A 21029-nucleotide genomic window follows, 5' to 3' on the forward strand; every position below is an offset into this window, starting at 1 on the left:
ACCCCGCCCGGTTGAAGTAAAAAACGCTCACGAGGCAGGTCTCCTGGCTGACGGCTGGCAGCAGCCGGTGGCTGCGCCTTTCCTTGCGCCTTCCCGCTCCAAGGAGCAGTGGCATTGCAAGGCAATTGACCGTTTACAGTTGCGGGGGCAGCCGCGGCTTACCGCGTTCCCTTCTTAGCTTCGCGTCGCGAAGAACCTCGAACGCGCAAGGCTACGCAGTGCGTTGTAACAGGTCAATGTCAAGACGCGGGCCGGTGCATCAAAGGGTGGGCAATTTGGCCCACGGGTGCGCCTGTTCCAGCTGCGCACTCAGGCGCAGCAGCACATCCTCCCCGCCCATCGGGGCGGTCAGCATCATGCCAATTGGCATGCCAGTGCCACTCATGCCCACCGGCAGCGAGATGGCTGGCTGCCCGCTGACATTGGCCAGCACGGTAAACCCGGCACTGCCCATGGCGTTGTGGGCATAACTGTCCCAGGGCTGATCGAGGCTCAGCAACCCCAGCTCCGGTGTGACGTTAGCAGTGACCGGCGACAGGATCACGTCGCGCTGCCGGAACTGCTCCTCCATGTGGCCACCTATAGACTCGAACGACTGGCGGGCGCGGTACAACGCTTCGCCGGTCACTTTTTGCGCGTTGCCCAACACCACGTGCGTAATGCGCTCTAGATCTTCAGGTGTCGCACTGCGCCCCAGCGCCTGCTCGCGGTCGTGGACCAGGCTCAACAGTGCGTCACCGATCACTGCGCCATGAGCCCCAAACAGTTGCCGTGGATCAACGTGCAAACGCACAGGCTCTACGTGGTGCCCCAAAGCCGACAAGCGCTGAACGGTTTCATCCAGTACCCGGGCGACGTCAGGGTCAAGTGGCGCACCGGTCAGCGAATCGGTTACCACACCGATTCGCAAGCGCCCCGGCGCGGCCTGCAACTCCTCGACGTAAGGCCGGGCCAGGGGTTTCGTCCAATACGGGCTACCGGCTTCATGGCCCTGCCCTGCGTCCAGAAACAACGCCATGTCCCGCACGTTGCGCGACACCACGTTGCCGACACTGGCGCCAAACCAGCCTTCGAACTTGCCCGGCCCGCTGGGCGTGCGATAACGCCCAGGCTTGAGCCCCACCAATCCGCAATACGAGGCCGGAATCCGAATCGAACCGCCGCCATCGGTGGCATGGGCGACGGGCACAATCCCGGCCGCCACCGCCGCCGCGGCCCCGCCGGAAGAGCCGCCCGCACTCATGGCCAGGTTCCACGGATTGCGGGTTTGCCCCCACAACAACGACTCGGTGGTCGTGGTCAGGCCGAATTCCGGGCACGTGGTTTTGCCAAACGGTACGGCGCCGGCCGCTTGATAACGGGCAATCAAGGTACTGGTATGAGGTGCCGCGTCGGCATCCTTGAACAAGCGGCAGCCATTGGTGGTGGGCGTACCCTGCAGATAAGTATTGAGGTCTTTAACCAGAATCGGCACGCCAGCCAGGCTTCCGGAAGTGGACGTACCATTGCCCTGACGGGTCTTGAGCAAGGTTGTGGCGTATTCATCGTGACGCAGGTTGACCGCGTTGACGTTGGGGTTGACCGCATCACAGCGCGCCATCGCCGCTGCCAGCAACGCCTGCGGGCTGACCTCGCCCTTGCGCACGGCATCAGCCATGCCCCAGGCATCCAGCTTCAGGTAATCGGTTTGCGACAGCGCATTGCTGTCAGCCGCCTGGGCAAAACGGCCCAACAGCCCGGCACCCACTGCCACGGCTCCGGCCTTGAGCACATGGCGGCGTGGCCAGCCAGCCGGGGGTTGCAGTTCATCCATGGACACAGGGGGCTTTGGCACAGTCATTCTCCAGCTGGGTGGTTGTGTTGGGGGCCGCACGCGGTGTAATCAATCGGCCGTGACCATCGATTGCATCGTCGGTAAAAAGTGTTCGCCATAGGGTGGCAACAGCCCCCACTCACGACGCGGGTCGTTGGCAGGCGCCTTGAACACCGTGCGCATGTGACTGAATTCGAGGAAACCTTCACGGCCGTGATAATGGCCCATGCCGGACGCGCCAATGCCGCCGAAGGGTGCATCGTGCAGCGCGGCGTGCATCATCACGTCATTGATCGTCACGCCACCGGACCAAGTGTGTTGCAACACATACCGTTGCTCTTCTTCACTCTGGCCAAAGTAATACAGCGCCAAGGGACGCTCGCGACTGTGAATGTCTGCCAGCGCCTCGTCCAGCTGCGCGTATGGCAGCACCACCAGCGCCGGACCAAAGATTTCTTCGTGCAAAATCTGGCTGTCGCGAGGCGGGTTCACCACCACCTGCAAGGGCCGACGCCGCTGCTGCTCATCCACCGGCAACGGTTGCGGAAAGCTCTCGACGCGTGCGCCGCGGTCACGGGCGTCCTGCACGTAGCCTTCGACGCGCTGCAAGTGCCGGGCGTTAATCACCGCCACCACGTCCGGGTTGTCGTCGATGCGCGGGAACAATTCGCCATAAGCGGTGCGCAGCGCGCCCAGAAAGTCATCCAGCAACCCCTGCGGTACGTACACCACATCCGGGTTAATACAGATCTGCCCGCCGTTATTGCCCTTGGCAGCTGCAATGCTAAACGCCGCTTTGGCCAGGTCGGCTGTGTGCGAGATGATGACGGGCGATTTGCCACCCAATTCCAGCGTCAACGGCACCAGGTTAAGGGCCGCATTGCGCATCACGGAACGCGCTACCGCCGTGCTGCCGGTGAACACCAAATGATCGAACGGCTGCGAGGTGAAGACCTGCGCCAGCTCGGCATCACCGTTAACCACCGCCACTTCAAGGGGGTCGAACAGCTCGGCAAACGCTCGGGCCACCACCGCGGCGGTGCGCGGCACCACCTCGGAGGGTTTTAGAATGGCCCGATTACCCGCCGCCAGCACACACGCCAACGGGCTGAGCAACGTAAACAGTGGCGCATTCCAGGTGCCGATAATGCCGACGCTGCCCTTGGGCTGGTGCATCACCCACGCCTTGGCGCCCAACTGGCCGTAGGGTGCAAAGACCTCACGGGGTTCGTCTTCCATCCAGTGCTCAAGGTGGTCGCGGGCGTACTTGAGTGAGGCCAGCGAACCGATCACGTCGTTCATCAGCGAAAACCCTTGGGGCCTACCGTCAAAGTCCGCGTCCATGGCATCCACCAAGGGTTGCTGATAGCGCACCACCAGGTCGATCACTCGTTGCAGACGCTCCCGACGCTGTTCAGCGCTGACGTGACCGTGGGCGATAAACGCCTCCTTTTGGGCCGTTAACACCTGCGACAGTTGCTCGGGAGTGGCGAAGATGGAGGTCATGGGCAAGTCCTGTGAAAAAAAACCGGCGGGTTAGTGACGTGGAAACTAGCCAATCGCGGTGCCAAAAGCCTCGTCCGATCGGACGATAATCGGCCGACTACGTTAGTCCGTTGAGACGATGTAGTGCGTGGCCTGGCGGCGAATACTGCACGCACGAAAATTCAATCCATGAGGTTCGTCATGGCAATGCAAAGCAGCTTCGACCCGCAGGCGTTCCGCACGGCGCTGGGCACGTTCACCACCGGGGTGACGATCATCACCACACAGGCGGAAGACGGCTCGCCCATCGGCATCACCGCCAACAGCTTCAACTCGGTCTCACTCAACCCGCCTCTGGTGTTGTGGAGCCTGGCCAAGACCGCGCGCAGCCTGCCGGTCTTTACCAGCGGCAAACACTGGAACGTGCACGTGCTCTCCACTGAGCAGGAGCCGCTGTCAGGTCGTTTTGCCATGCAGGGCGAGAACAAGTTCGCAGAAATCCAGCTCGACAACGGCATCAGTGAGGCCCCGCTGTTACAGGACTGCACGGCACGTTTTCAGTGCCGCACCGCGTTCCAGTACGAAGGCGGCGACCACGTGATTTTTGTCGGGGAAGTGCTCGCTTTCGATCACAGCGACCGCGCCCCGCTTGCGTTCCAGAGCGGGCAATATGCCCTGGCCACGCGCAAACCCCGCAGTGAACTGCGCCTGGCCACCACCCCGCCGCCACCCGAGTGCAGCTACACCGAGGACTTGCTCGGGTACTTGCTCGGGCGTGCGCACTACCAATTGCTGGACGCCTTGCACCGTTTGTTGAGCAATCAGCAACTGGACGAACACGCGTTTTTCATCCTCTCGGTGCTGTGCATCCGTGACAACCTCAGCCTGTCCGAAATCAACACCTTCGTCAGCTATACAGGCCATGTCGTGACGGCCGCCAGCATGCGCTTTCTGGAGAAACAAAATCTGGTGGCCGTCGAGGGCAGTCATCAGGCACCGCGTTATGTGCTGACCGCCACAGGCCGCGAGACCTCGGTGCAGCAATTGGCACTGGCCAAGGCGGTCGAAGAAGACCTGTCGTCCAAGCTTGGCCCCGGCGATGCACAGGCGCTCAAGGTGCTACTCAAGCGCCTGATTGCCGCCAGCGATCCCGGCCTCCCTGACCTGTGGGCGCCACGCTGAGTCTTGTGCATGATGCGCAGGCCTTCCAAGAATAAAAACAAGGGATTTTCATGAACATCATTCAACGCTTTACCCTCACTGGCAGCGTGGCCGTCATCACCGGCGGCGGGCGCGGCATCGGCCGTGCCATGGCGCTGGCCTATGCCGAAGCAGGCGCCGACGTGGTGCTGGCTGCTCGCACCCTGAGCGATGTCGAAGCGGTGGCCGAGGATGTGCGCGGCCTGGGGCGACGCGCCCTGGCTGTGCAGTGCGACGTGAATGACGCCGAACAGCGTGCAGCCCTCATCACCCAGGCACGCGAGCACATGGGACGCATCACCCACCTGGTCAATAATGCCGGGGGCGCCGGGCCAAATGATCCGTTGACCCTGACCGTTGAACGCTTCGAAGAAATCATGCGTTTCAACGTCTCGTCGGCCTACCACTTGACCCAGCTGTGTGTGCCGCACATGCGCGAGGCTGGCTGCGGCAACATCATCAACATAACGTCAGGTGCTGCCCGATATGCGCAGACCCAGTTCAGCGCCTATGGCACTGCCAAGGCTGCGCTGAGCCACATGACACGTCTGTTGGCGCAGGATTTCGCGCCGCACGTGCGGGTCAACGGGATTGCACCGGGGCCAATCCTCACCGATGCCTTGAACCGCGTGCTGCCGGTGCCCATGCGCGAAGGCATGATCAAGGCCACCCCGCTGCAAAGCCTCGGTGAGCCGGAAGATATTGCCGCCGCTGCGCTGTACCTCGCCTCCCCGGCCTCGCGCTGGGTCACCGGTAAAATCCTTGAAGTGGACGGCGGCGCCGAATCGAGCGTGTGGCCGGGCTAATACCGCCACTACCGCAAACGTCGTCGCGGGTACAGGCCGCGACGGCAGGGCCAGAGAGAACCTATATGGACAGCAAACTGATTGAAGCGCTGGGCGATGAGCTGTTTCACGCCCTGCGCGAGCGCCGCAGCGTACCGCCGCTGACTCAACGCTACCCGGACCTCACGCTGGAAATGGCCTACCACATTTCCCTGCGCTTCCTGCAACGTCGTGAAGGCTTGGGGGAACAGGTTGTCGGTAAAAAAATCGGCGTTACCAGCCGCGCGGTGCAAGACATGCTCGACGTACATCAACCCGACTTCGGTTTTTTAACCGATCGCATGCGGGTCGGTAATGACAGTGACGTGAGTTTTCAAACCCATCAATTAGTGCAACCCCGGGCCGAAGGCGAAATCGCCTTCATGCTTGGGCAAGACCTTCACGGTCCGGGCATCACCGCCGATGACGTAATGGCCGCCACGCAGTGGGTTGCCCCGTGCTTTGAGATCGTCGACTCGCGCATCGTCGACTGGAAAATCCGTATTCAAGACACCGTGGCCGACAACGCCTCGTGCGGCGTCTTCGCCTTGGGTGATGAACGCATCAACCCCCGTGAGCTGGACTTGGCCAAGGTGCAGTTGAACCTGCTGAAAAACGGTCAACCCGCGGGCAATGGCTTGGGGTCTGCGGTGCAGGGGCACCCGTGTGAAGCCGTAGCGTGGCTGGCCAATACGCTGGGGAAGTTCGACATCCCGTTTCGCAAAGGCGAAATCATCCTTTCCGGTGCTCTGGCGCCGCTGGTACCCGTGCTGCCGGGGGACGACGTCAGCCTGACCCTCAGCGGGCTGGGCAGCGCCCGTCTGCGTTTCGTGTCCTGAACCTGTGATCGAGAGCTCAATGATGACCAAAAAGATCAAATGCGCCCTGATCGGGCCCGGCAACATCGGCACCGACCTGCTCTACAAACTGTTGCGCAGCGAGGTGCTGGAACCGGTGTGGATGGTGGGCATCGACGCCACGTCCGAAGGGTTGCTACGCGCCCGGGACATGGGGCTCAAAACCACCAGTGAGGGCGTAGACGGCTTGTTGCCCCATGTGCTGAACGACAACATTCAGATTGCCTTTGACGCGACCTCGGCCTATGTCCATGCCGAAAACAGCCGCAAGCTCAATGCGATGGGCGTGTTGATGATCGACCTCACACCAGCCGCCATCGGCCCTTACTGTGTACCGCCGGTGAACCTGGCCGCCAACCTCGAACGCGGCGCGATGAATGTCAACATGGTCACTTGCGGCGGGCAGGCAACCATTCCGCTGGTGGCAGCAGTGTCCAGTGTTCAGCCCGTGGCGTATGCCGAAATTATCGCCACCGCAGCGTCCAAATCCGTAGGCCCCGGCACACGCAAGAACATCGACGAATTCACCCGTACCACTGCCAGCGCCATCGAGCAGGTGGGCGGCGCCAAAAAAGGCAAGGCCATCATCATCGTCAACCCGGCAGAGCCGCCGTTGATCATGCGCGACACCGTGCATTGCCTGACCGAAACCGAGCCCGATCAAGCCGCCATTCGCCAAGCGATTGCCCACATGATCGCCCAAGTGCAGCAATACGTACCGGGGTACAAACTGGTCAACGGCCCAGTGTTTGACGGCAACCGCGTGTCGATTTTCATGGAAGTCGAAGGCCTGGGCGACTTCTTGCCCAAGTACGCCGGCAACCTGGACATCATGACTGCGGCAGCGGCACGTACCGCCGAAATGTTTGCCGAACAAATCCTGTCGGGCGACCTGCACCTGCGCGCCACCGCCCCGCAACCTGCCCTCGCTTAAGGAGTCGACCATGGACCTTCGCGGCAAAAAAATCACCGTGCATGACATGTGCCTGCGCGACGGCATGCACCCCAAGCGTCATCAGATCAGCTTGCAACAGATGAAAGACATTGCCTGCGGCCTTGACGCTGCTGGGGTGCCACTGATTGAAGTAACCCACGGCGACGGCCTGGGCGGCAGCTCGGTGAACTATGGCTTCCCGGCCCATACCGACGAGCAATACTTGTCGGCTGTGATCCCGATGATGAAAAACGCCAACGTGTCGGCGTTGTTGCTGCCCGGCATCGGCACGGTGGATCACCTGCAAATGGCCCATGACTTGGGCGTTAGCACGATCCGGGTGGCGACCCATTGCACCGAAGCCGACGTGTCGGAGCAGCACATCGCCTACGCCCGCAAGCTGGGCATGGACACTGTCGGGTTCCTGATGATGGCGCACATGAACAGCCCCGAAGGGCTGGTCAAGCAAGGCAAGCTGATGGAGAGCTTTGGCGCCAACTGCATTTACCTCACCGACTCCGCCGGGTACATGCTGCCCCACGACATCAGTGCCCGCGTCAGTGCCTTGCGGGCCGCGCTGCACCCGGACACAGAAATCGGCTTCCATGGCCATCACAACCTGTCGATGGGCGTGTCCAATTCCATCGCCGCTATCGCCGCAGGCGCCACTCGGATTGACGCCGCAGCCGCCGGCCTGGGTGCAGGTGCGGGCAATACGCCCATGGAGATTCTGGTGGCGGTGTGTGACCGCATGGGCATCGAAACGGGGGTCAGCGTGTTTGGCATACAGGACGTAGCCGAAGACTTGGTGGTGCCAATCATGGACTTCCCGATTCGCAGCGATCGCGATGCGCTGACCATGGGCTATGCCGGGGTGTATGGGTCGTTCCTGCTGTTCGCCAAACGCGCCGAGCAGAAATATGGCGTCCCCGCGCGGGAGATCCTGGTGGAAATGGGGCGTCGCGGCATGGTCGGCGGTCAGGAGGACATGATCGAAGACACCGCCATGACCCTGGCCCGTCAACGCGCCTGACCACCCCGCAGTTGCGAGCGCTGGCGGCCGTTCGCCAGCGCCCCGGATATTCAGCGCACAGAGAATCGACCATGTCCAACACCCACGTCGGCTGGCGCAGCCACGGCCTGCTGTTATTACTGGCTGCCGTCTTTGCTGACAACTTTGTCGGGCGGCAGATTCTGGCGGTGATGATTGAACCGATCAAACGCGAGTTCGGCGTGGGTGACACCGCACTGGGCCTGATATCGGGGCTGGCATTTGCCGGTGTCTATGCACTGCTCGGGCTGCCGGCCGGGCGTCTGGCCGATCGCATGTCGCGCACCCGCCTGCTGGCCGTGGCGTGCCTGTTGTGGGCCATCGCGACCATGGCCTGCGGGCTGGCGGTAAGTTTCTGGATGCTGGCACTGGCGCGCATGGCCGTCGCGGTGAGCGAGTCACCCACCACGTCAGCCTCCATGTCGATCATTGCCGACCTTTACCCGCCCCACCGCCGCTCTTTTGCGATCAGCTGCTTTACCGCAGCGCCGACCTTTTCGGCGGTCATCGGGCTCAGTCTGGGGGCGTGGGTGGTTGAACACTATGGCTGGCGCACGGCGTTTATTGCGATTGGCCTGCCCGCGTTGCTGTTCTCAACCGTACTGGCGTTTGTGGTCAAAGACCCGGCCCGGGGGCGCTGGGATCTGGCCGGTGCGCATGCCGCCCACCCGCTGCAGAGCCTGGGCGGTGAGGCGCGCAAACTCTGGGCCAACTCGGCCTACCGCTGCCTGATTATGGCGGGCGGCCTGTGCACCTTGAGTTCGTATGCCATCGGTATGTGGAACACCAGTTTTCTGGTGCGCTCCCACGGTTTGTCGCTGCAACACGCAGGCTTGCTGGCGGGTTTTATATGCGGCGGCGTTGCCGGTATCGGTGCTCTGTTCAGCGGCTGGCTGAGCGACCGCCTGACACCGCGCAACCCGCACTGGCAGGTCGCAATTCCTATCATCGGGCACCTCGCAGCCTTGTGTGCGCTGGTGACCTACCTGTTGTGGCCAGGCACCGTGTTCATACAACTGGGCAGCGTACCGATCCCCAGTGCAATGCTGTGGTGCGCGCTCTACAGCTTTTTTGCCGTGTGGTGGGTGGCGCCTTCCTACAACCTGGTAACGCAACTGGTGCCGGCCAGCCGACGCGGTACCGCCATGGCTTTGCAGACCATTATTTCAACCTTGTTGGGCATCGGTGTTGGCCCCCTGCTGGCGGGGCTGCTTAGCGATGCGCTGCAACCCGCGTTTGGCATCGAGTCACTGCGTTACGCGCTGCTGCTCGTCAGTTTGCCGGTAGTAGGCTCGGTCGGTTTGCTGATTCGCACCGCAGGCCATGCGGCGCAAACCCACTACGTCCATGCTCCCCAACGTGCCTGATTACAGCGGGCGGCGGTTCGCGTAATCGTTTATCAACCTGTGTGTGAGCGCATAGGAAGACAATTCCTGGGTCCGTCCAGGGCTCAGGGCGAATGCCTGCCCCGCCCACAGGTTGATGAAATCCCCCGACCCCTGAGGCTCTGTTTTGGCCTTGAGCGGCAACAGCACACCTCCAGCCAAGGGAAAAGCCGGAGCCAGAGGGTTTATCGGCCCGACTTCACGCATCACCCGATTGAGAATTCCGCGTGCGGGGCGCCCGGTGAACAGGTTGGTCAATGCCGTCTGGCTGGAGCTCGCTTCATGCAACGCCCGCCGGTGGGGGTGAGTCAATTTGGCTTGCGGGCAAAACAGGTAGGCCGTACCGATCTGCACCGCGCTTGCGCCCAAGGCAAAGGCCGCTGCAATCCCGCGTGCGTCTGCAATGCCCCCGGCTGCGATCACCGGGACTGAGACTGCATCGACGATCTGCGGCACCAATGCAAATGTGCCGGTCTGGGTGGTCAGCTCATCGCTCAAAAACATTGCCCGATGGCCACCGGCTTCGTAACCCATGGCAATGATCGCATCGCAGCCATGGCGTTCGAGCCACTGCGCCTCCTCGACCGTGGTGGCAGAGCTCAATATTTTGGCGCCACAGGCCTTGACCCGAGCCACCAATGCCGGGGCGGGTAAACCGAAGTGAAAGCTGACAATTTCCGGTCGCAACTGCTCGACGAGGGTGCAGGTTGCTTCATCGAAAGGCGCGCGGCTGGAGACGGGCGTGGGTGCGTCAAAGTCAGCACCGAGTTCGTCGTAGTAACCCTTGAATAGCGACTTCCAGTGCTGAGCACGTTCAGCATCGGCTACAGGTGCGACATGGCAAAAAAAGTTCAGGTTCAAGGGCTTGTCGCACGCAGCACGAAACGTGGCCACTTCGCCGCGAATTGTCTCCAGATCGAGGGTTGCACAGGCCAGTGAGCCCAAACCGCCCGCCTTCGCCACACCCATCATCATATCCGCGCCCGCCCCCAGCATCGGCGCTTGAATAATCGGGGCCGTAATGCCTGCCACGTCAATGAAGCGTGAGTCTGGCCAGCTGTTCATGAAGTGCTCTCCTGAGTGAGTCGTCTCGGGGACAAATTGCGTCGGGGGTCGAAGGTGTGTGGCCGGTGAAAAGGGGTGCTGTACACCCCTTTGGCCGCTTGCGAAGCCCGTCAGTTGACGGGTGATTTACGGGCCAGGGCCGCAATCAACGCTGGATCGTGATCGTAAACGTCGGGCGCATACGTCACTTTACCGTCCTTGTCAGCCTGGGCGGTCCAGTACGTCATTAAGATCGGCATGGGCTGTTCCAGTCGGAACTCATAGGTGCGCCCGGTGCTGAGTAATTCTTCAGTGCGGGCTTTTTCCGAAGGGCTGACCAGCCAGTCCCGCAGTTCGAAGGCCGATTCAACCCGTACACACCCTGAACTGAAAGCGCGCGGGGCTTTGCTGAACAGTGCCTGACTCGGGGTGTCGTGCAGATACACGGCGAACGGATTGGGGAACCGCACCACGATCTTGCCCAATGGATTGCGCGGACCTGCGCCCTGACGCAGCAAGATATTGCCCGGACGTTCCCAGTTGACCTCTTGAGGTGAAAGCTGCCGACCGCTGCTGTCGAGCACTTGCAGGTCATGGCGCGCCAGGTACGATTGATCGCGGCGGATTTGCGGCAGTTTGTCCTGCTTGAAAATGGTCGGCGGGATGGTCCAGGTCGGGTTGAGGGTCAAGCGTGTGACACGGGATTTGAGCAACGGCGTTTGCCGGTCCGGCCTGCCCACTTGGGTACGGGTTTGCCAGACAGGCATGCCATTTTGGTAGACCATCAGCAACGCGGCCGGGACGTTGACCAGAAGACTGGTGGGCTCGAAGTCCTGAGCCATCCAGCGAAAACGCTCCAGATTGATGCGTAATTGATCCCGGCGCGCTTGCGCACTGACATTCATCTCCTTCAGAGTGCCCGGCCCGATGACGCCATCGGCTTGAAGCGAATGATCACGCTGAAAACTCTTTACGGCAGCGGCCAGTTCCGGCCCGTAGGTATTGTTCGTCAGCGTGGGCATGTGGCTCAGGTACCCCTCGCTCAGCATTCGTTCTGCCAACACAGGCACCCGCGCATCCTGCATGCCGGGTTTGAGCAGTTGCCCCTGCCCCACCACAGGCCAGTGAGGCAGCGGCTGCAAGCGTTCACGGGCGTACACCTTGCGCAGGTTCTGGTAGCGTTCCAGCGCAGGGCGCGCCTTGTCAAATGCGCTGCCTATGTCCTGCAGGCCCGGCCCGGCAATTGCCAGAATCGGGGTCTGCCGATCAGGCAGTTCATCGCCGGAGTGCCAGACCGGCTCGAAACGCGATTGGTTCAAACGACCAAAATGCAGATCCTGCAGGGCTTGCAAGTATTGAAAGCTGGTATCGATGTCGGCGCATAAGCCCTGATCGTTGGGCAACGGGTAGTGCGCCGGGTCCAGGCCATCATCGGCCAACGTGGGCAGTTCGGCCTGCAACGCCGCAAGACGCCCATCCACCGACCACACCGGTTGAAAGTGCTGACCTTGGTAAAACGCCTGCAATAACTGCTGAGCCGGCGCGTTAATGCGTGGGGCCAGCGCAGGACACTCGCGGGGCAAATCCGTCAGCGCGACCTCAATCATCGTCGCCGGATCAACGGGCACCTCATCGGCCAGAGCGACCAATGGCGCTGCGAGCAAAGCAATGCTCAAGTAACATGCGTGTTTTTTGATCAACTGCTTTACTCCAATCCATGGCCATCATGGTTGATGGATAACCGTATCACCCGTCGACGTTGCACAGGTCAGCACCTGTCTGGACGGGGCATTTGGAGCCTATACAACAGTGAGAACCCTAGACCTATGCTGACTTTCCTGCGACGGCTTTGTCTGGCCGCCGCGACCGTGGGCCTGTTTACCAGCCCTGTGTTCGCCGCCAGCCCCTCTACACCGGTACTGTTCAACAGCCTCGCCCAGGCAGCACCAGAACTCAATCCCCAAGCACTAAAAAGTGCCATCAGCGCCATGCAATGCGCCGTGAACAATGGCGCCAGCCAGGCTCGGCATCTGGCAGTGATTGACTACTCGCAGCCATCTACTGCGCGCCGCTTGTGGATCTTCGACCTGCAAAGCAAGCGCCTGGTATTACGCGATCTGGTCGCTCACGGGCAAAACTCCGGGGAAAACTTCGCCACCCAATTTTCCAATGACGAAGGCAGCTACCAGTCCAGCCTGGGCTTGTTCCGCACTCAAGAAAGTTACAAAGGCACCCATGGCTATTCACTGCGCATGGATGGCCTTGAGCCTGGCATCAATGACCGGGCACGCGACCGGGCCATCGTGATTCATGCCGCCAGCTATGTGAATCCGCTCTGGAGCGAGCGCCAGGGCCGCATCGGCCGCAGCCAGGGCTGCCCAGCGGTTCGGCCGCAAGTGGCGCGTAAAGTGGTAGACAAACTCAAGGACGGACAGTTCATGTTCGCGTGGTACCCCGACAAGCGTTGGCTCCAGTCCTCGGCTTACCTCAACTGCCAGCCTCGGCTGGTTGCCAGCATCGTCTCGGCAAAAGGCAGTTGAGAAACAGCGTTCAGCCATTCCCAGGCTAGCGCAGCAATTAGTACTACAGACCTTCCGCTAAGAGACTACGCTACGAGCTGTCATTAACATGGCGCCTCGTAGCGAGGTTCCACTCGACAAGGAACGCTGTAGTGACATTTGTATTGAAGTTCGAACAGGCCGGTCAGGCCAGCGTTCTAGACGTTGCAGGCATAGAAGATGCCCTCGCACTCGTGACCGAGGCTCACAGTGCCCTCGAAAACCCCACCTTGTATTTCGAGCCCAAGCAAACTTACTGCGCATTACAGCCCGGTGTGAGCCTTGAGTCAGTGGCTCAGGAACTGGACAGCCAATGGGAGTGGGCAGCTGATGACACCCTCAAGGTCCACCCCACGCTCAAAGCGAAATACCAGCTGCAGCAATAACGCTTAGCGCTATTGCCTGCTGCTCAAGCCAAACGTGCATGGACGCAGGCAGCCCATGGCCATTGCCAGCAGACTGTCCTGCAGAGCCGTCGACTCCAGCTGCTCCGGTATGTCTTGCAGTACGCCACGGATGACCTCGCGCAATCCTTGGCCGAGCAGGTACGCGGCCAATTCCGGATGCGGTGTTGTGATCTCACTTTTATACATCGTCAAAAGTGGCAGCCAGGTCGCCTCGATAAACTCCCCTGCCGTCTTGTAGGGCCCGCGCCACATGCCCAAGTGCAGGGCCGAGTGGTACCGCAAGTGAAAAGCCTTGTTCAATTTGAACAGGCGCGTTTCAACACGCACGATATTTCCGAGAATTTCCCGCAGTGCCGATTTCAACGGTACGCCCCGTAGCCGCTCACGCACCCTCAAGAGTTGTTCGGCCTCTTGGTCGAGTACACGTTCGTACAGCAGGGCAATGATGGCGTCCTTGTTGGGAAAGTATTGATAGATCGAGCCGACTGCGACGCCGGAAACGTCTGCAATGCGGGCCACGGTGAGCGAGTCCTCCCCGGATTCATCGAGAATCCGCAAACACGCCTGCTCTACCGCTTCGACCAGTGCACGTGAGCGCGACTGGGAGGGTCGCTTGCGTAAAGCCGGAAGCGCCTGCTGTGTTGTTATCAGGTCCATTATGTTGTGTGCCTGTTCTTGTATGGAAATCCGAGCCCGACCTTCTCAGCATCCGCATGAAATCCAATTAACCTATGTAAATCAGCACGTTAGACAAACGTAAAGGGTGTTCTGGAATGCGAATATCTCAACGCGGGTGCCCTCAGTATGATCATTGCGGTCGATCCGACAACATCTAAACGTGTCGCCATGCGCTTGATCCGCTCAGGTGTTGGCGCCCTGCCAGGAGATTGTTTATGTCTTCAACGTTCACTGTATTGCCCCTGGGTCCACATCTGGGAGGCGAAGTCGTCGATCTGGATCTTTCTTCTGTCGTTTTGCCGCAGACATTGGAGGCCCTTGAAGCCGCTCTTATCAAACATGAAGTTATCGTGCTGCATGCCCCCGGGCTGAAACCCGAACAACATCTGGCCATCGCACGGTATTTCGGGGAGCCCGAAGTCCACACGTTTTACCCCAATCTGGGCAACGGTTTTGAAGAAATTACGGTGATCGACTCCAAGCTGGGCGACAGGGCTGACATGTGGCATCACGACGAAAGCTTTTTGCCCCACCCGCCTGTCGTCACCATGACCCATGCCCAGATACTGCCGCCTACCGGCGGTGACACCTGCTGGGTCAGTATGACCACCGCCTACGAGGCGTTGTCTGAACGCATGAAGCACTACCTCGAGGGACTGAGTGCCTGGCACGACATGAACGCGCCTATCACGGCCGCCCTGCGCCAGAACGTCGTCACACATGAACGCTATCTGGAGGTCGTCAGCATGAACCGGCGGCACCTCCACCCTCTGGTCATCAGACACCCCATTTCAGGACGCCAGGCGCTGTACCTCAGCCCGACCTACACCACCCACATTGAAGGCCTCGCCAGCACCGAAAGCGAGGCGGTGCTTGCTTACTTGCATGCACATTGCCAGCACGTGCAATTCGGCTTTCGCCACCGCTGGACGGTCGGTGACATGGTGCTCTGGGACAACCGCAGCGTACTCCACAACGCCATCCTGGATTACAAACCGCATCAACGACGCATGCAACGCACTTCGGTGTTTGCCCACGCCCGTCATGGATAAACCATTGCTTAGCATCGCCGTTCAGAAGAAGGAAGCCGTCATGTTAAAGGACACGCTTAATTACGACATGCTCGCCCGCTACATCCCACGGCCAGGCCGTCACGCCCTGCTACCCGAGCTGACCGCCCGGCAAACCGTTGCGCTGCTGTGCCGGGTTTTGTCCCGAGAAGGTTACAACGATCACATTGCTGGCCACATCACTGTGCGCCAGGATGACGGCACTTACCTTGCCAACCCTTGGGAATTGACGTGGTCAGAAGTAACCGCTTCGGACATCGTGCGGCTCGATGCGCAAGGCCAAGTGATCGAAGGCGACTGGAACATTACCCCGGCAATCAACCTGCACATCGAGGTGCACGCTGCCCGCCACGATGTGGGGGTGGTCATCCACAATCACCCGCAATGGGGCTCGATCTGGTCAGCCGCAGGCCGTATCCCGCCGATTTATGACCAGACATCCGCATTGGTCGACACAGACCCTGTGCTCTATGACGAGTACCGTGGCACGGTTGAAGACGCTGATCTGGGCCGCGCCGTGGTGGACGCATTGGGCTCGCAAAAATGGGCAATGCTCGCAAATCATGGTGTGTTGATCGTCGCCAATGGCATTCGTCAGGCGCACTTGCGAGCGATTACCTTGGAATGGCGCAGCCGTTTGGCATGGCATGTAGAGACGCTAGGTGGTGGCAGCCCCTTGCCCTCAAACGTAGCCTTGGCCACCGGCAAGCGTACCGACGCCAATGGGTTTCCGTTTTTGTGGGAAGCCATGGCGCGCGAAGAGATACGGCGCGACCCCGGAGTCCTTGAATAACAGTTGGCGGCCAAACAGTGCCCTTCCTGCTGCTTGAGCGGGAATCTCAAAGCGCGTGGCAGGGCTTTTATGAAGACTGCCGCGCTCGCTGCACACTGATCGCAAACCTTCCCCGAGGGTCAAGCTTGCGGGGGGGGGGGGCTGTCACCAAGGTGCGGTCAGTGAAAAAGGAACTCGCAGGGCTTCAACATGAATCGCCCCGGGTTTCCTAGACACCCTTTTGCCTTAAATGGACTGCCCCCGGCGCCATAGACATCTCCAGCCTATGCTCGCCGACGGTCATCCACATGCGAGATTTCTCCGTAATCGAAGACGCCGACGCGGCATCATTCATTAAGATGTAACTGCCAAGCACGAGAGCTGAATACAGCACACCAAGCCAACGAAGTGGCCGCTTGCTCCAGCTTTCGCGCTGCTAGGCATTTGCGACGGGTGAATGCTCCCGGTCATAACCATTCTCCTGGAACGTTGCGTAACTCAAGGGACTCTAGAGGATGTTGCATGTGACGTCAGTACCGTCACCGCTGCCCCCAGCAGCAGCACGATTGCACTAGCGAAAAACGTGCGCTGATAGCCGTGACTATCGAACAGCAGTCCACCCACGGTTGAGCCCAGAGCAATGGACAGTTGAATCACGGCTACCATCAGGCCGCCTCCAGCCTCGGCATTATTTGGCATCGCCTGTGCTACCCAACTCCACCAGCCCACCGGGGCCGCAGTCGCCAACAGTCCCCATAACCCCAGCAGTGCACCAACAACGAAGGTCGAGTGGCCAAAAGGGATCAGTGCCAGAGCGATCAAGGCCATCAAGACCGGAATGACTATTAATGTCTGGAACAGGCTGCGCCTTAGAAATCGGCCGATAATCAAGGTACCGATAAAGCCTGTCGAGCCGATCACCAGTAAGATCAACGACAGCATGGATACATCGACGCGCGTTACCGTTTCAAGGAAGGGCCGCAGGTAGGTGAATAGCGCAAACTGCCCCATGAAGAAGGCTCCGCAACCGACCATACCCAGTGCCACTGAACGATTCTTTAACAGCTTGAACACGTTCCCTGATTCCGTTCTACGCGGTCCCACCTTCATGGGCGGGAGGCTGATGTACATCCAGGTCAGAGCAATCGCCGCGATGGGCACTACACAAAGAAAAGCACCGCGCCAGCCAATAATCGAGCCCAAATAACTGCCCAACGGTGCGGCAATTACGGTAGCCAGCGCGTTACCGCCGTTGAAGATGGCTAGTGCTTTCGGAACCTGCGGGGCGGGTACCAAGCGCATAGCCGTCGCCGCGGACATCGCCCAGAAACCGCCAATGACCACACCGATGAGCGCACGGCCGACCATGTAAGTTTGATAGTCGGGGGCCAGCCCGACGATCAAGCCCGAGACGGCCATCAACCCGGCCAGTGCCATCAGCAACAGCTTGCGATCGAGGGTTCTGGCAAGCCACGAGATCGACAGGCTAGTTAGCACGGCAAATGCCCCCGAAATCGCAATGCCTTGCCCGGTCATCCCTTCGCTAACCTGAAGATCAAGGGCTATCGGCGTCAGCAGGCTGGCAGGCATGAATTCAGAAGCGATCAGGGCGAAAACACACAGCGTCATTGCAAAGACCCCGCTCCAGTAGGCAGGAGCCTCGTTGCTGGTTGAAACAGTGGCCATTGGGTCCTCGCGACTAATCGTATTCATGCCGGTCATGGTGGCGAACGAATACTCACGCGACTAGCTAATGAATGCTTAACAAGGCTATAAGTTGAGCTAATCAATAGCTGCATAAGGTGCTGCGTACCATGGTCAGAGGAAACCTCAACGATCTGCTTTCATTCGTGACAGTGGCGCGTGAAGGCAGCTTCACCCGTGCCGCCGGGATACTGGGAGTTACCCAGTCGGCACTGAGCCAGGCCATCAGAGGTCTGGAATCGCGCCTGCAAATCAGGTTGCTGACGCGCACCACCCGCAGCGTCTCGCCGACTGTCGCGGGCGAGCGGCTGCTGCAAGCGATCGGTAATCGCTTCGATGAGATTGAGGCGGAACTGGATAACCTGACGCAAATGCGCGACAAGCCTGCGGGCACCGTACGTATCACCTGCGGCGATCATGTTCTGCGCACCACGTTGCTACCCAAACTATCTGCGCTGCTCCACGAATACCCGGACATCAACGTTGAGTTCGACGTGAGTTACGGATTCAGGGACATTGTGGCGGATCGTTTTGATGCAGGTGTGCGCCTGGGCGACACCATCGACAAAGACATGATCGCAGTTCCGATAGGCCCGCAATTGCGGATGGCTGCTGTCGCCGTGCCAGAGTACTTTGCCAGCCGTGGCATTCCCGAAAACCCGCGCGACCTGATGAACCATAGCTGTATCAACCAGCGTATGCAGACATCTGGCGGGCTTTATGTATGGGACTTTGAGCAGCGAGGCAAGCAGGTGAACGTGCGTGTAAACGGCCAGCTTATTTTCAACACGTCCAGCCATATCGTAGATGCGGCCTTGGCCGGGCTGGGCATCGCGTACCTGCCAGAAGAAGAGTTTGAGCCGCACCTGCGTGAAGGTAGGCTGGAGCGGGTGCTGGAAGATTGGTGCCCACCGTTCTCTGGCTACTATTTGTATTACCCCAGCCGTCGACAACCGTCCCCCGCCTTTACACTGGTTGCCAATGCATTGCGCAAAGCTGTGTAGACGGGACAGCCTTTTGGTGTAGATACAGTTGGTCTGAAGCCTGAGCAGTGCAGCGCGTTGCAAAAAAGATAATCCCAGCGCTATTAAGTACAAAAACCATAACTAAATTAAGCCATCCGTTAATGTCCGCTTTTGGCCGATTCTGTTGAAAACAGTCGGCCATGCTTTCCAATGCAGAAAAGTACGCGTTTGAAATTGAAATCTTTACTTTGAACAAAGGGTTTCGGGGGCAGATTTGGCGTAGCTGCGCTTAAAAAATGCATTTGCAGCAATCAATACGTGTGCAGCCTGGAAGGATCGACTTTTTCAACACAATCGGTCAAAAACTGTCTTTCGCAGGCGCGATCTTAATGTCCTAGGTTTCGCTGTCGTCCAGGACTGCCGGAGTCGCAGCCGTCCCAGCCAACAAACCACCATCAATATTGAACTCGCTGCCCGTGATGTACGTAGCGTCATCCGACGCGAGCAACAAGGCCAGAGCGGCCACTTCTTCAGGCATACCGAATCGCCTGAGCGGAGTGTCTCGAACCAGCGCAGCCATTCGCTCTTCGCGACCGGCATCGCTACCTAACATGGGTTCCCACATGGGAGTAAGGATGGCCGCCGGATGAATCGAGTTGCATCGAACGCTCAGTCCTTGTTCGGCGCAGTAAAGCGCCACTGTTTTAGTGTGATTGCGAACGGCAGCTTTGGACGACGCATACGCTGCAGCCCCTGGAGTGCCAACGAGGCCGGAGCGAGAGGAAATGTTGACGATGGAACCGGCTCCTGACTGGCGCATGGAGCGAATGGCGTATTTGCATCCGAGGAATACTCCGTCGAGATTAGTTTGATGCACGGAACGCCAATCTTCCAGCCTTGCATGTTCCGGGTCATGTCGCTCAGCGCCGCTCTCGAATCCGGTGATGCCCGCGTTATTCACGAGGATATTCCAATTCCGGCCTTGATTTGTAATCTGCGTGGCCAATCGTTGCCAATCCTCTTCACGCCGCACATCCAGACGCTGAAAGCAGGCGCTACTACCCAACGAGCTTGCAACCGCATTACCAAGATCGTCGTTAATATCAGTGACGTAAACGAAGCAACCTTCTTGCACAAAGAGCCTTGCAATGGCGGCGCCGATGCCTTGAGCCGCGCCGGTGACGACCGCTGTCTTGGAAACCAGTTTATTTTCCATAAATGATGATATCTCCATGATTAAGCGTGTTCAGAGCCCGTAATAATCAGCCAATGCCCTATCCCATGCTCACGCTTGGCAAAGAGGCTATTCCATAACCGAATGCCGCGAAACCTGAAAAGCTGGGCCAGGCAGGGTCAGTCATTGGGCAAACGAGAAATGAGGTTTTCGCATCTGCAAAAAAAAGATTGCCAATTCATTGTCAGGTGATTTTTTTCAGCCTACCTTAAACAAACCTATACAAGAATTTTTTCCTGTATAACTATTTGACTATGGATTTGCACACACTCATAGCCCAACCGCGAGAAATTGAATGAACCCACTATTAGCCAGCCATTACCGGGAAATTCTCGTCGGTCTCGGTGAAAACCCCGAGCGCGAGGGCTTGTTAGACACGCCCAAGCGTGCCGCCAAAGCAATGCAGTACCTGTGCAATGGCTACACGTTGAGCCTAGAAGACGTCACTAACGGAGCCTTATTCGAGTCGCAGAGCGATGAAATGGTGATCGTCAGGGACATCGAGCTTTATTCCTTGTGTGAGCATCACATGTTGCCCTTCATCGGCAAGGCGCATGTGGCGTACATCCCCACCGGCAGAGTCCTGGGGCTGTCGAAGGTCGCGCGAGTGGTTGATATGTTCGCACGTCGCCTACAGATCCAAGAAAACCTTACCCGGCAGATTGCTGAAGCTATCCAGCAGATTACTGATGCCGCCGGTGTGGCCGTGGTCATTGAAGCTAGGCACATGTGCATGATGATGCGCGGCGTAGAGAAGCAGAATTCGGTCATGACTACCTCCGTAATGCTGGGCAACTTCCGTGATAGTTCGACGACGAGGCAGGAATTCCTACAGCTCATCGGACGACGATAAACTTATACACTGACTGCAAACTGTACAGCTGCATCGCTCGAAACTTCATCCTCACACTTGTGTACTTTAGGGATTAAGGCAATGACCCGATTTCTGCTGTTACTGGCAATGGTACTCAGCGTCACGAGCTGTACCAGTGTGGATGTTGCCCGGTATGCGGATCAGCAACCGGCGTTGAATCTGGAGCATTTTTTC

General features: G+C 59.2%; 19 protein-coding genes, 1 pseudogene and 1 riboswitch. Of the genes and pseudogenes, 13 read left to right on the forward strand and 7 right to left on the reverse strand.

Annotation, left to right across the window (positions count from 1 at the left end; all coding sequences use genetic code 11):
• Positions 1 to 15 precede the first annotated feature (15 nt).
• A riboswitch (cobalamin riboswitch) is annotated at positions 16 to 215 on the reverse strand.
• Positions 216 to 259: 44 nt separating this feature from the next.
• Both HBN68_RS05305 and HBN68_RS05310 read right to left on the reverse strand, forming a co-directional pair.
• Positions 260 to 1813 carry an amidase family protein gene (locus HBN68_RS05305; RefSeq protein ID WP_262373452.1) on the reverse strand — a complete coding sequence of 518 codons (1554 nt, stop codon included), beginning with the start codon at positions 1811 to 1813 and terminating at the stop codon, positions 260 to 262.
• 69 nt (positions 1814 to 1882) lie between these two features.
• On the reverse strand, positions 1883 to 3319 hold the full coding sequence (locus HBN68_RS05310; protein ID WP_169963017.1) for a coniferyl aldehyde dehydrogenase: 1437 nt from the start codon (positions 3317 to 3319) through the stop codon (positions 1883 to 1885).
• A 180-nt stretch (positions 3320 to 3499) separates the two neighbouring features.
• Here HBN68_RS05310 and HBN68_RS05315 point away from each other — a divergent pair, with 180 nt between their 5' ends.
• From HBN68_RS05315 to HBN68_RS05340, 6 genes are all read left to right on the forward strand, one after another.
• Positions 3500 to 4480 (forward strand): flavin reductase family protein, encoded by a 981-nt coding sequence (locus tag HBN68_RS05315; protein WP_169963019.1) that lies wholly within the window; start codon positions 3500 to 3502, stop codon positions 4478 to 4480.
• A gap of 50 nt (positions 4481 to 4530) precedes the next feature.
• Positions 4531 to 5304, forward strand: coding sequence for a glucose 1-dehydrogenase (locus HBN68_RS05320; protein ID WP_169963021.1), 774 nt, complete (start codon positions 4531 to 4533; stop codon positions 5302 to 5304).
• Between the two features lie 65 nt (positions 5305 to 5369).
• Positions 5370 to 6161 carry a fumarylacetoacetate hydrolase family protein gene (locus HBN68_RS05325; protein ID WP_094992923.1) on the forward strand — a complete coding sequence of 264 codons (792 nt, stop codon included), beginning with the start codon at positions 5370 to 5372 and terminating at the stop codon, positions 6159 to 6161.
• 22 nt (positions 6162 to 6183) lie between these two features.
• On the forward strand, positions 6184 to 7113 hold the full coding sequence (locus HBN68_RS05330; RefSeq protein ID WP_169963060.1) for an acetaldehyde dehydrogenase (acetylating): 930 nt from the start codon (positions 6184 to 6186) through the stop codon (positions 7111 to 7113).
• Between the two features lie 10 nt (positions 7114 to 7123).
• A complete protein-coding gene (gene dmpG / locus HBN68_RS05335) occupies positions 7124 to 8146 on the forward strand; it encodes a 4-hydroxy-2-oxovalerate aldolase (RefSeq protein ID WP_094992924.1) in 1023 nt (340 codons plus the stop codon).
• Between the two features lie 71 nt (positions 8147 to 8217).
• On the forward strand, positions 8218 to 9531 hold the full coding sequence (locus HBN68_RS05340) for an MFS transporter (protein WP_169963023.1): 1314 nt from the start codon (positions 8218 to 8220) through the stop codon (positions 9529 to 9531).
• Here the strand turns inward: HBN68_RS05340 and HBN68_RS05345 are convergent, their stop codons facing one another.
• Together HBN68_RS05345 and HBN68_RS05350 are read right to left on the reverse strand one after the other, a co-directional pair.
• Complete coding sequence (locus HBN68_RS05345) at positions 9532 to 10614, reverse strand: nitronate monooxygenase (protein WP_094992926.1); 1083 nt, start codon at positions 10612 to 10614, stop codon at positions 9532 to 9534. It lies immediately after the preceding gene.
• A 110-nt stretch (positions 10615 to 10724) separates the two neighbouring features.
• Positions 10725 to 12293: a L,D-transpeptidase family protein gene (locus HBN68_RS05350; protein ID WP_169963025.1), complete on the reverse strand. Its 1569-nt coding sequence runs from the start codon at positions 12291 to 12293 to the stop codon at positions 10725 to 10727.
• Between the two features lie 126 nt (positions 12294 to 12419).
• Here HBN68_RS05350 and HBN68_RS05355 point away from each other — a divergent pair, with 126 nt between their 5' ends.
• Both HBN68_RS05355 and HBN68_RS05360 read left to right on the forward strand, forming a co-directional pair.
• The gene (locus HBN68_RS05355; RefSeq protein WP_094992928.1) at positions 12420 to 13133 is read left to right on the forward strand and encodes a murein L,D-transpeptidase catalytic domain family protein; all 714 of its coding nucleotides are present in this window, start codon (positions 12420 to 12422) and stop codon (positions 13131 to 13133) included.
• A gap of 131 nt (positions 13134 to 13264) precedes the next feature.
• Positions 13265 to 13537 (forward strand): hypothetical protein, encoded by a 273-nt coding sequence (locus tag HBN68_RS05360; protein WP_169963027.1) that lies wholly within the window; start codon positions 13265 to 13267, stop codon positions 13535 to 13537.
• A gap of 9 nt (positions 13538 to 13546) precedes the next feature.
• Here the strand turns inward: HBN68_RS05360 and HBN68_RS05365 are convergent, their stop codons facing one another.
• The gene (locus tag HBN68_RS05365; protein ID WP_169963029.1) at positions 13547 to 14215 is read right to left on the reverse strand and encodes a TetR/AcrR family transcriptional regulator; all 669 of its coding nucleotides are present in this window, start codon (positions 14213 to 14215) and stop codon (positions 13547 to 13549) included.
• A gap of 236 nt (positions 14216 to 14451) precedes the next feature.
• On the opposite strand from HBN68_RS05365, the gene HBN68_RS05370 reads away from it, so the two are divergent.
• Both HBN68_RS05370 and HBN68_RS05375 read left to right on the forward strand, forming a co-directional pair.
• On the forward strand, positions 14452 to 15288 hold the full coding sequence (locus HBN68_RS05370; RefSeq protein WP_094992931.1) for a TauD/TfdA family dioxygenase: 837 nt from the start codon (positions 14452 to 14454) through the stop codon (positions 15286 to 15288).
• Positions 15289 to 15328: 40 nt separating this feature from the next.
• The gene (locus HBN68_RS05375; RefSeq protein WP_169963031.1) at positions 15329 to 16099 is read left to right on the forward strand and encodes a class II aldolase/adducin family protein; all 771 of its coding nucleotides are present in this window, start codon (positions 15329 to 15331) and stop codon (positions 16097 to 16099) included.
• A 477-nt stretch (positions 16100 to 16576) separates the two neighbouring features.
• Here HBN68_RS05375 and HBN68_RS05380 read toward each other — a convergent pair whose 3' ends face one another.
• Entirely contained in the window at positions 16577 to 17764 is a 1188-nt protein-coding gene (locus HBN68_RS05380; protein ID WP_094992933.1) for an MFS transporter, read from the reverse strand.
• 128 nt (positions 17765 to 17892) lie between these two features.
• Between HBN68_RS05380 and HBN68_RS05385 the strand changes: the two genes are divergently transcribed.
• Positions 17893 to 18786 (forward strand): LysR family transcriptional regulator, encoded by an 894-nt coding sequence (locus tag HBN68_RS05385; RefSeq protein WP_094992934.1) that lies wholly within the window; start codon positions 17893 to 17895, stop codon positions 18784 to 18786.
• Positions 18787 to 19141: 355 nt separating this feature from the next.
• Here HBN68_RS05385 and HBN68_RS05390 read toward each other — a convergent pair whose 3' ends face one another.
• Positions 19142 to 19963, reverse strand: coding sequence for an SDR family oxidoreductase (locus HBN68_RS05390; RefSeq protein WP_169963033.1), 822 nt, complete (start codon positions 19961 to 19963; stop codon positions 19142 to 19144).
• 313 nt (positions 19964 to 20276) lie between these two features.
• On the opposite strand from HBN68_RS05390, the gene folE reads away from it, so the two are divergent.
• Together folE and HBN68_RS22115 are read left to right on the forward strand one after the other, a co-directional pair.
• Entirely contained in the window at positions 20277 to 20834 is a 558-nt protein-coding gene (gene folE, locus HBN68_RS05395; RefSeq protein ID WP_094992936.1) for a GTP cyclohydrolase I FolE, read from the forward strand.
• 81 nt (positions 20835 to 20915) lie between these two features.
• Positions 20916 to 21029: pseudogene (locus tag HBN68_RS22115) on the forward strand (DUF3833 domain-containing protein); the annotation flags it as partial.

This window comes from Pseudomonas sp. WS 5078, assembly GCF_012985745.1.
Taxonomy (GTDB): domain Bacteria; phylum Pseudomonadota; class Gammaproteobacteria; order Pseudomonadales; family Pseudomonadaceae; genus Aquipseudomonas; species Aquipseudomonas lundensis_A.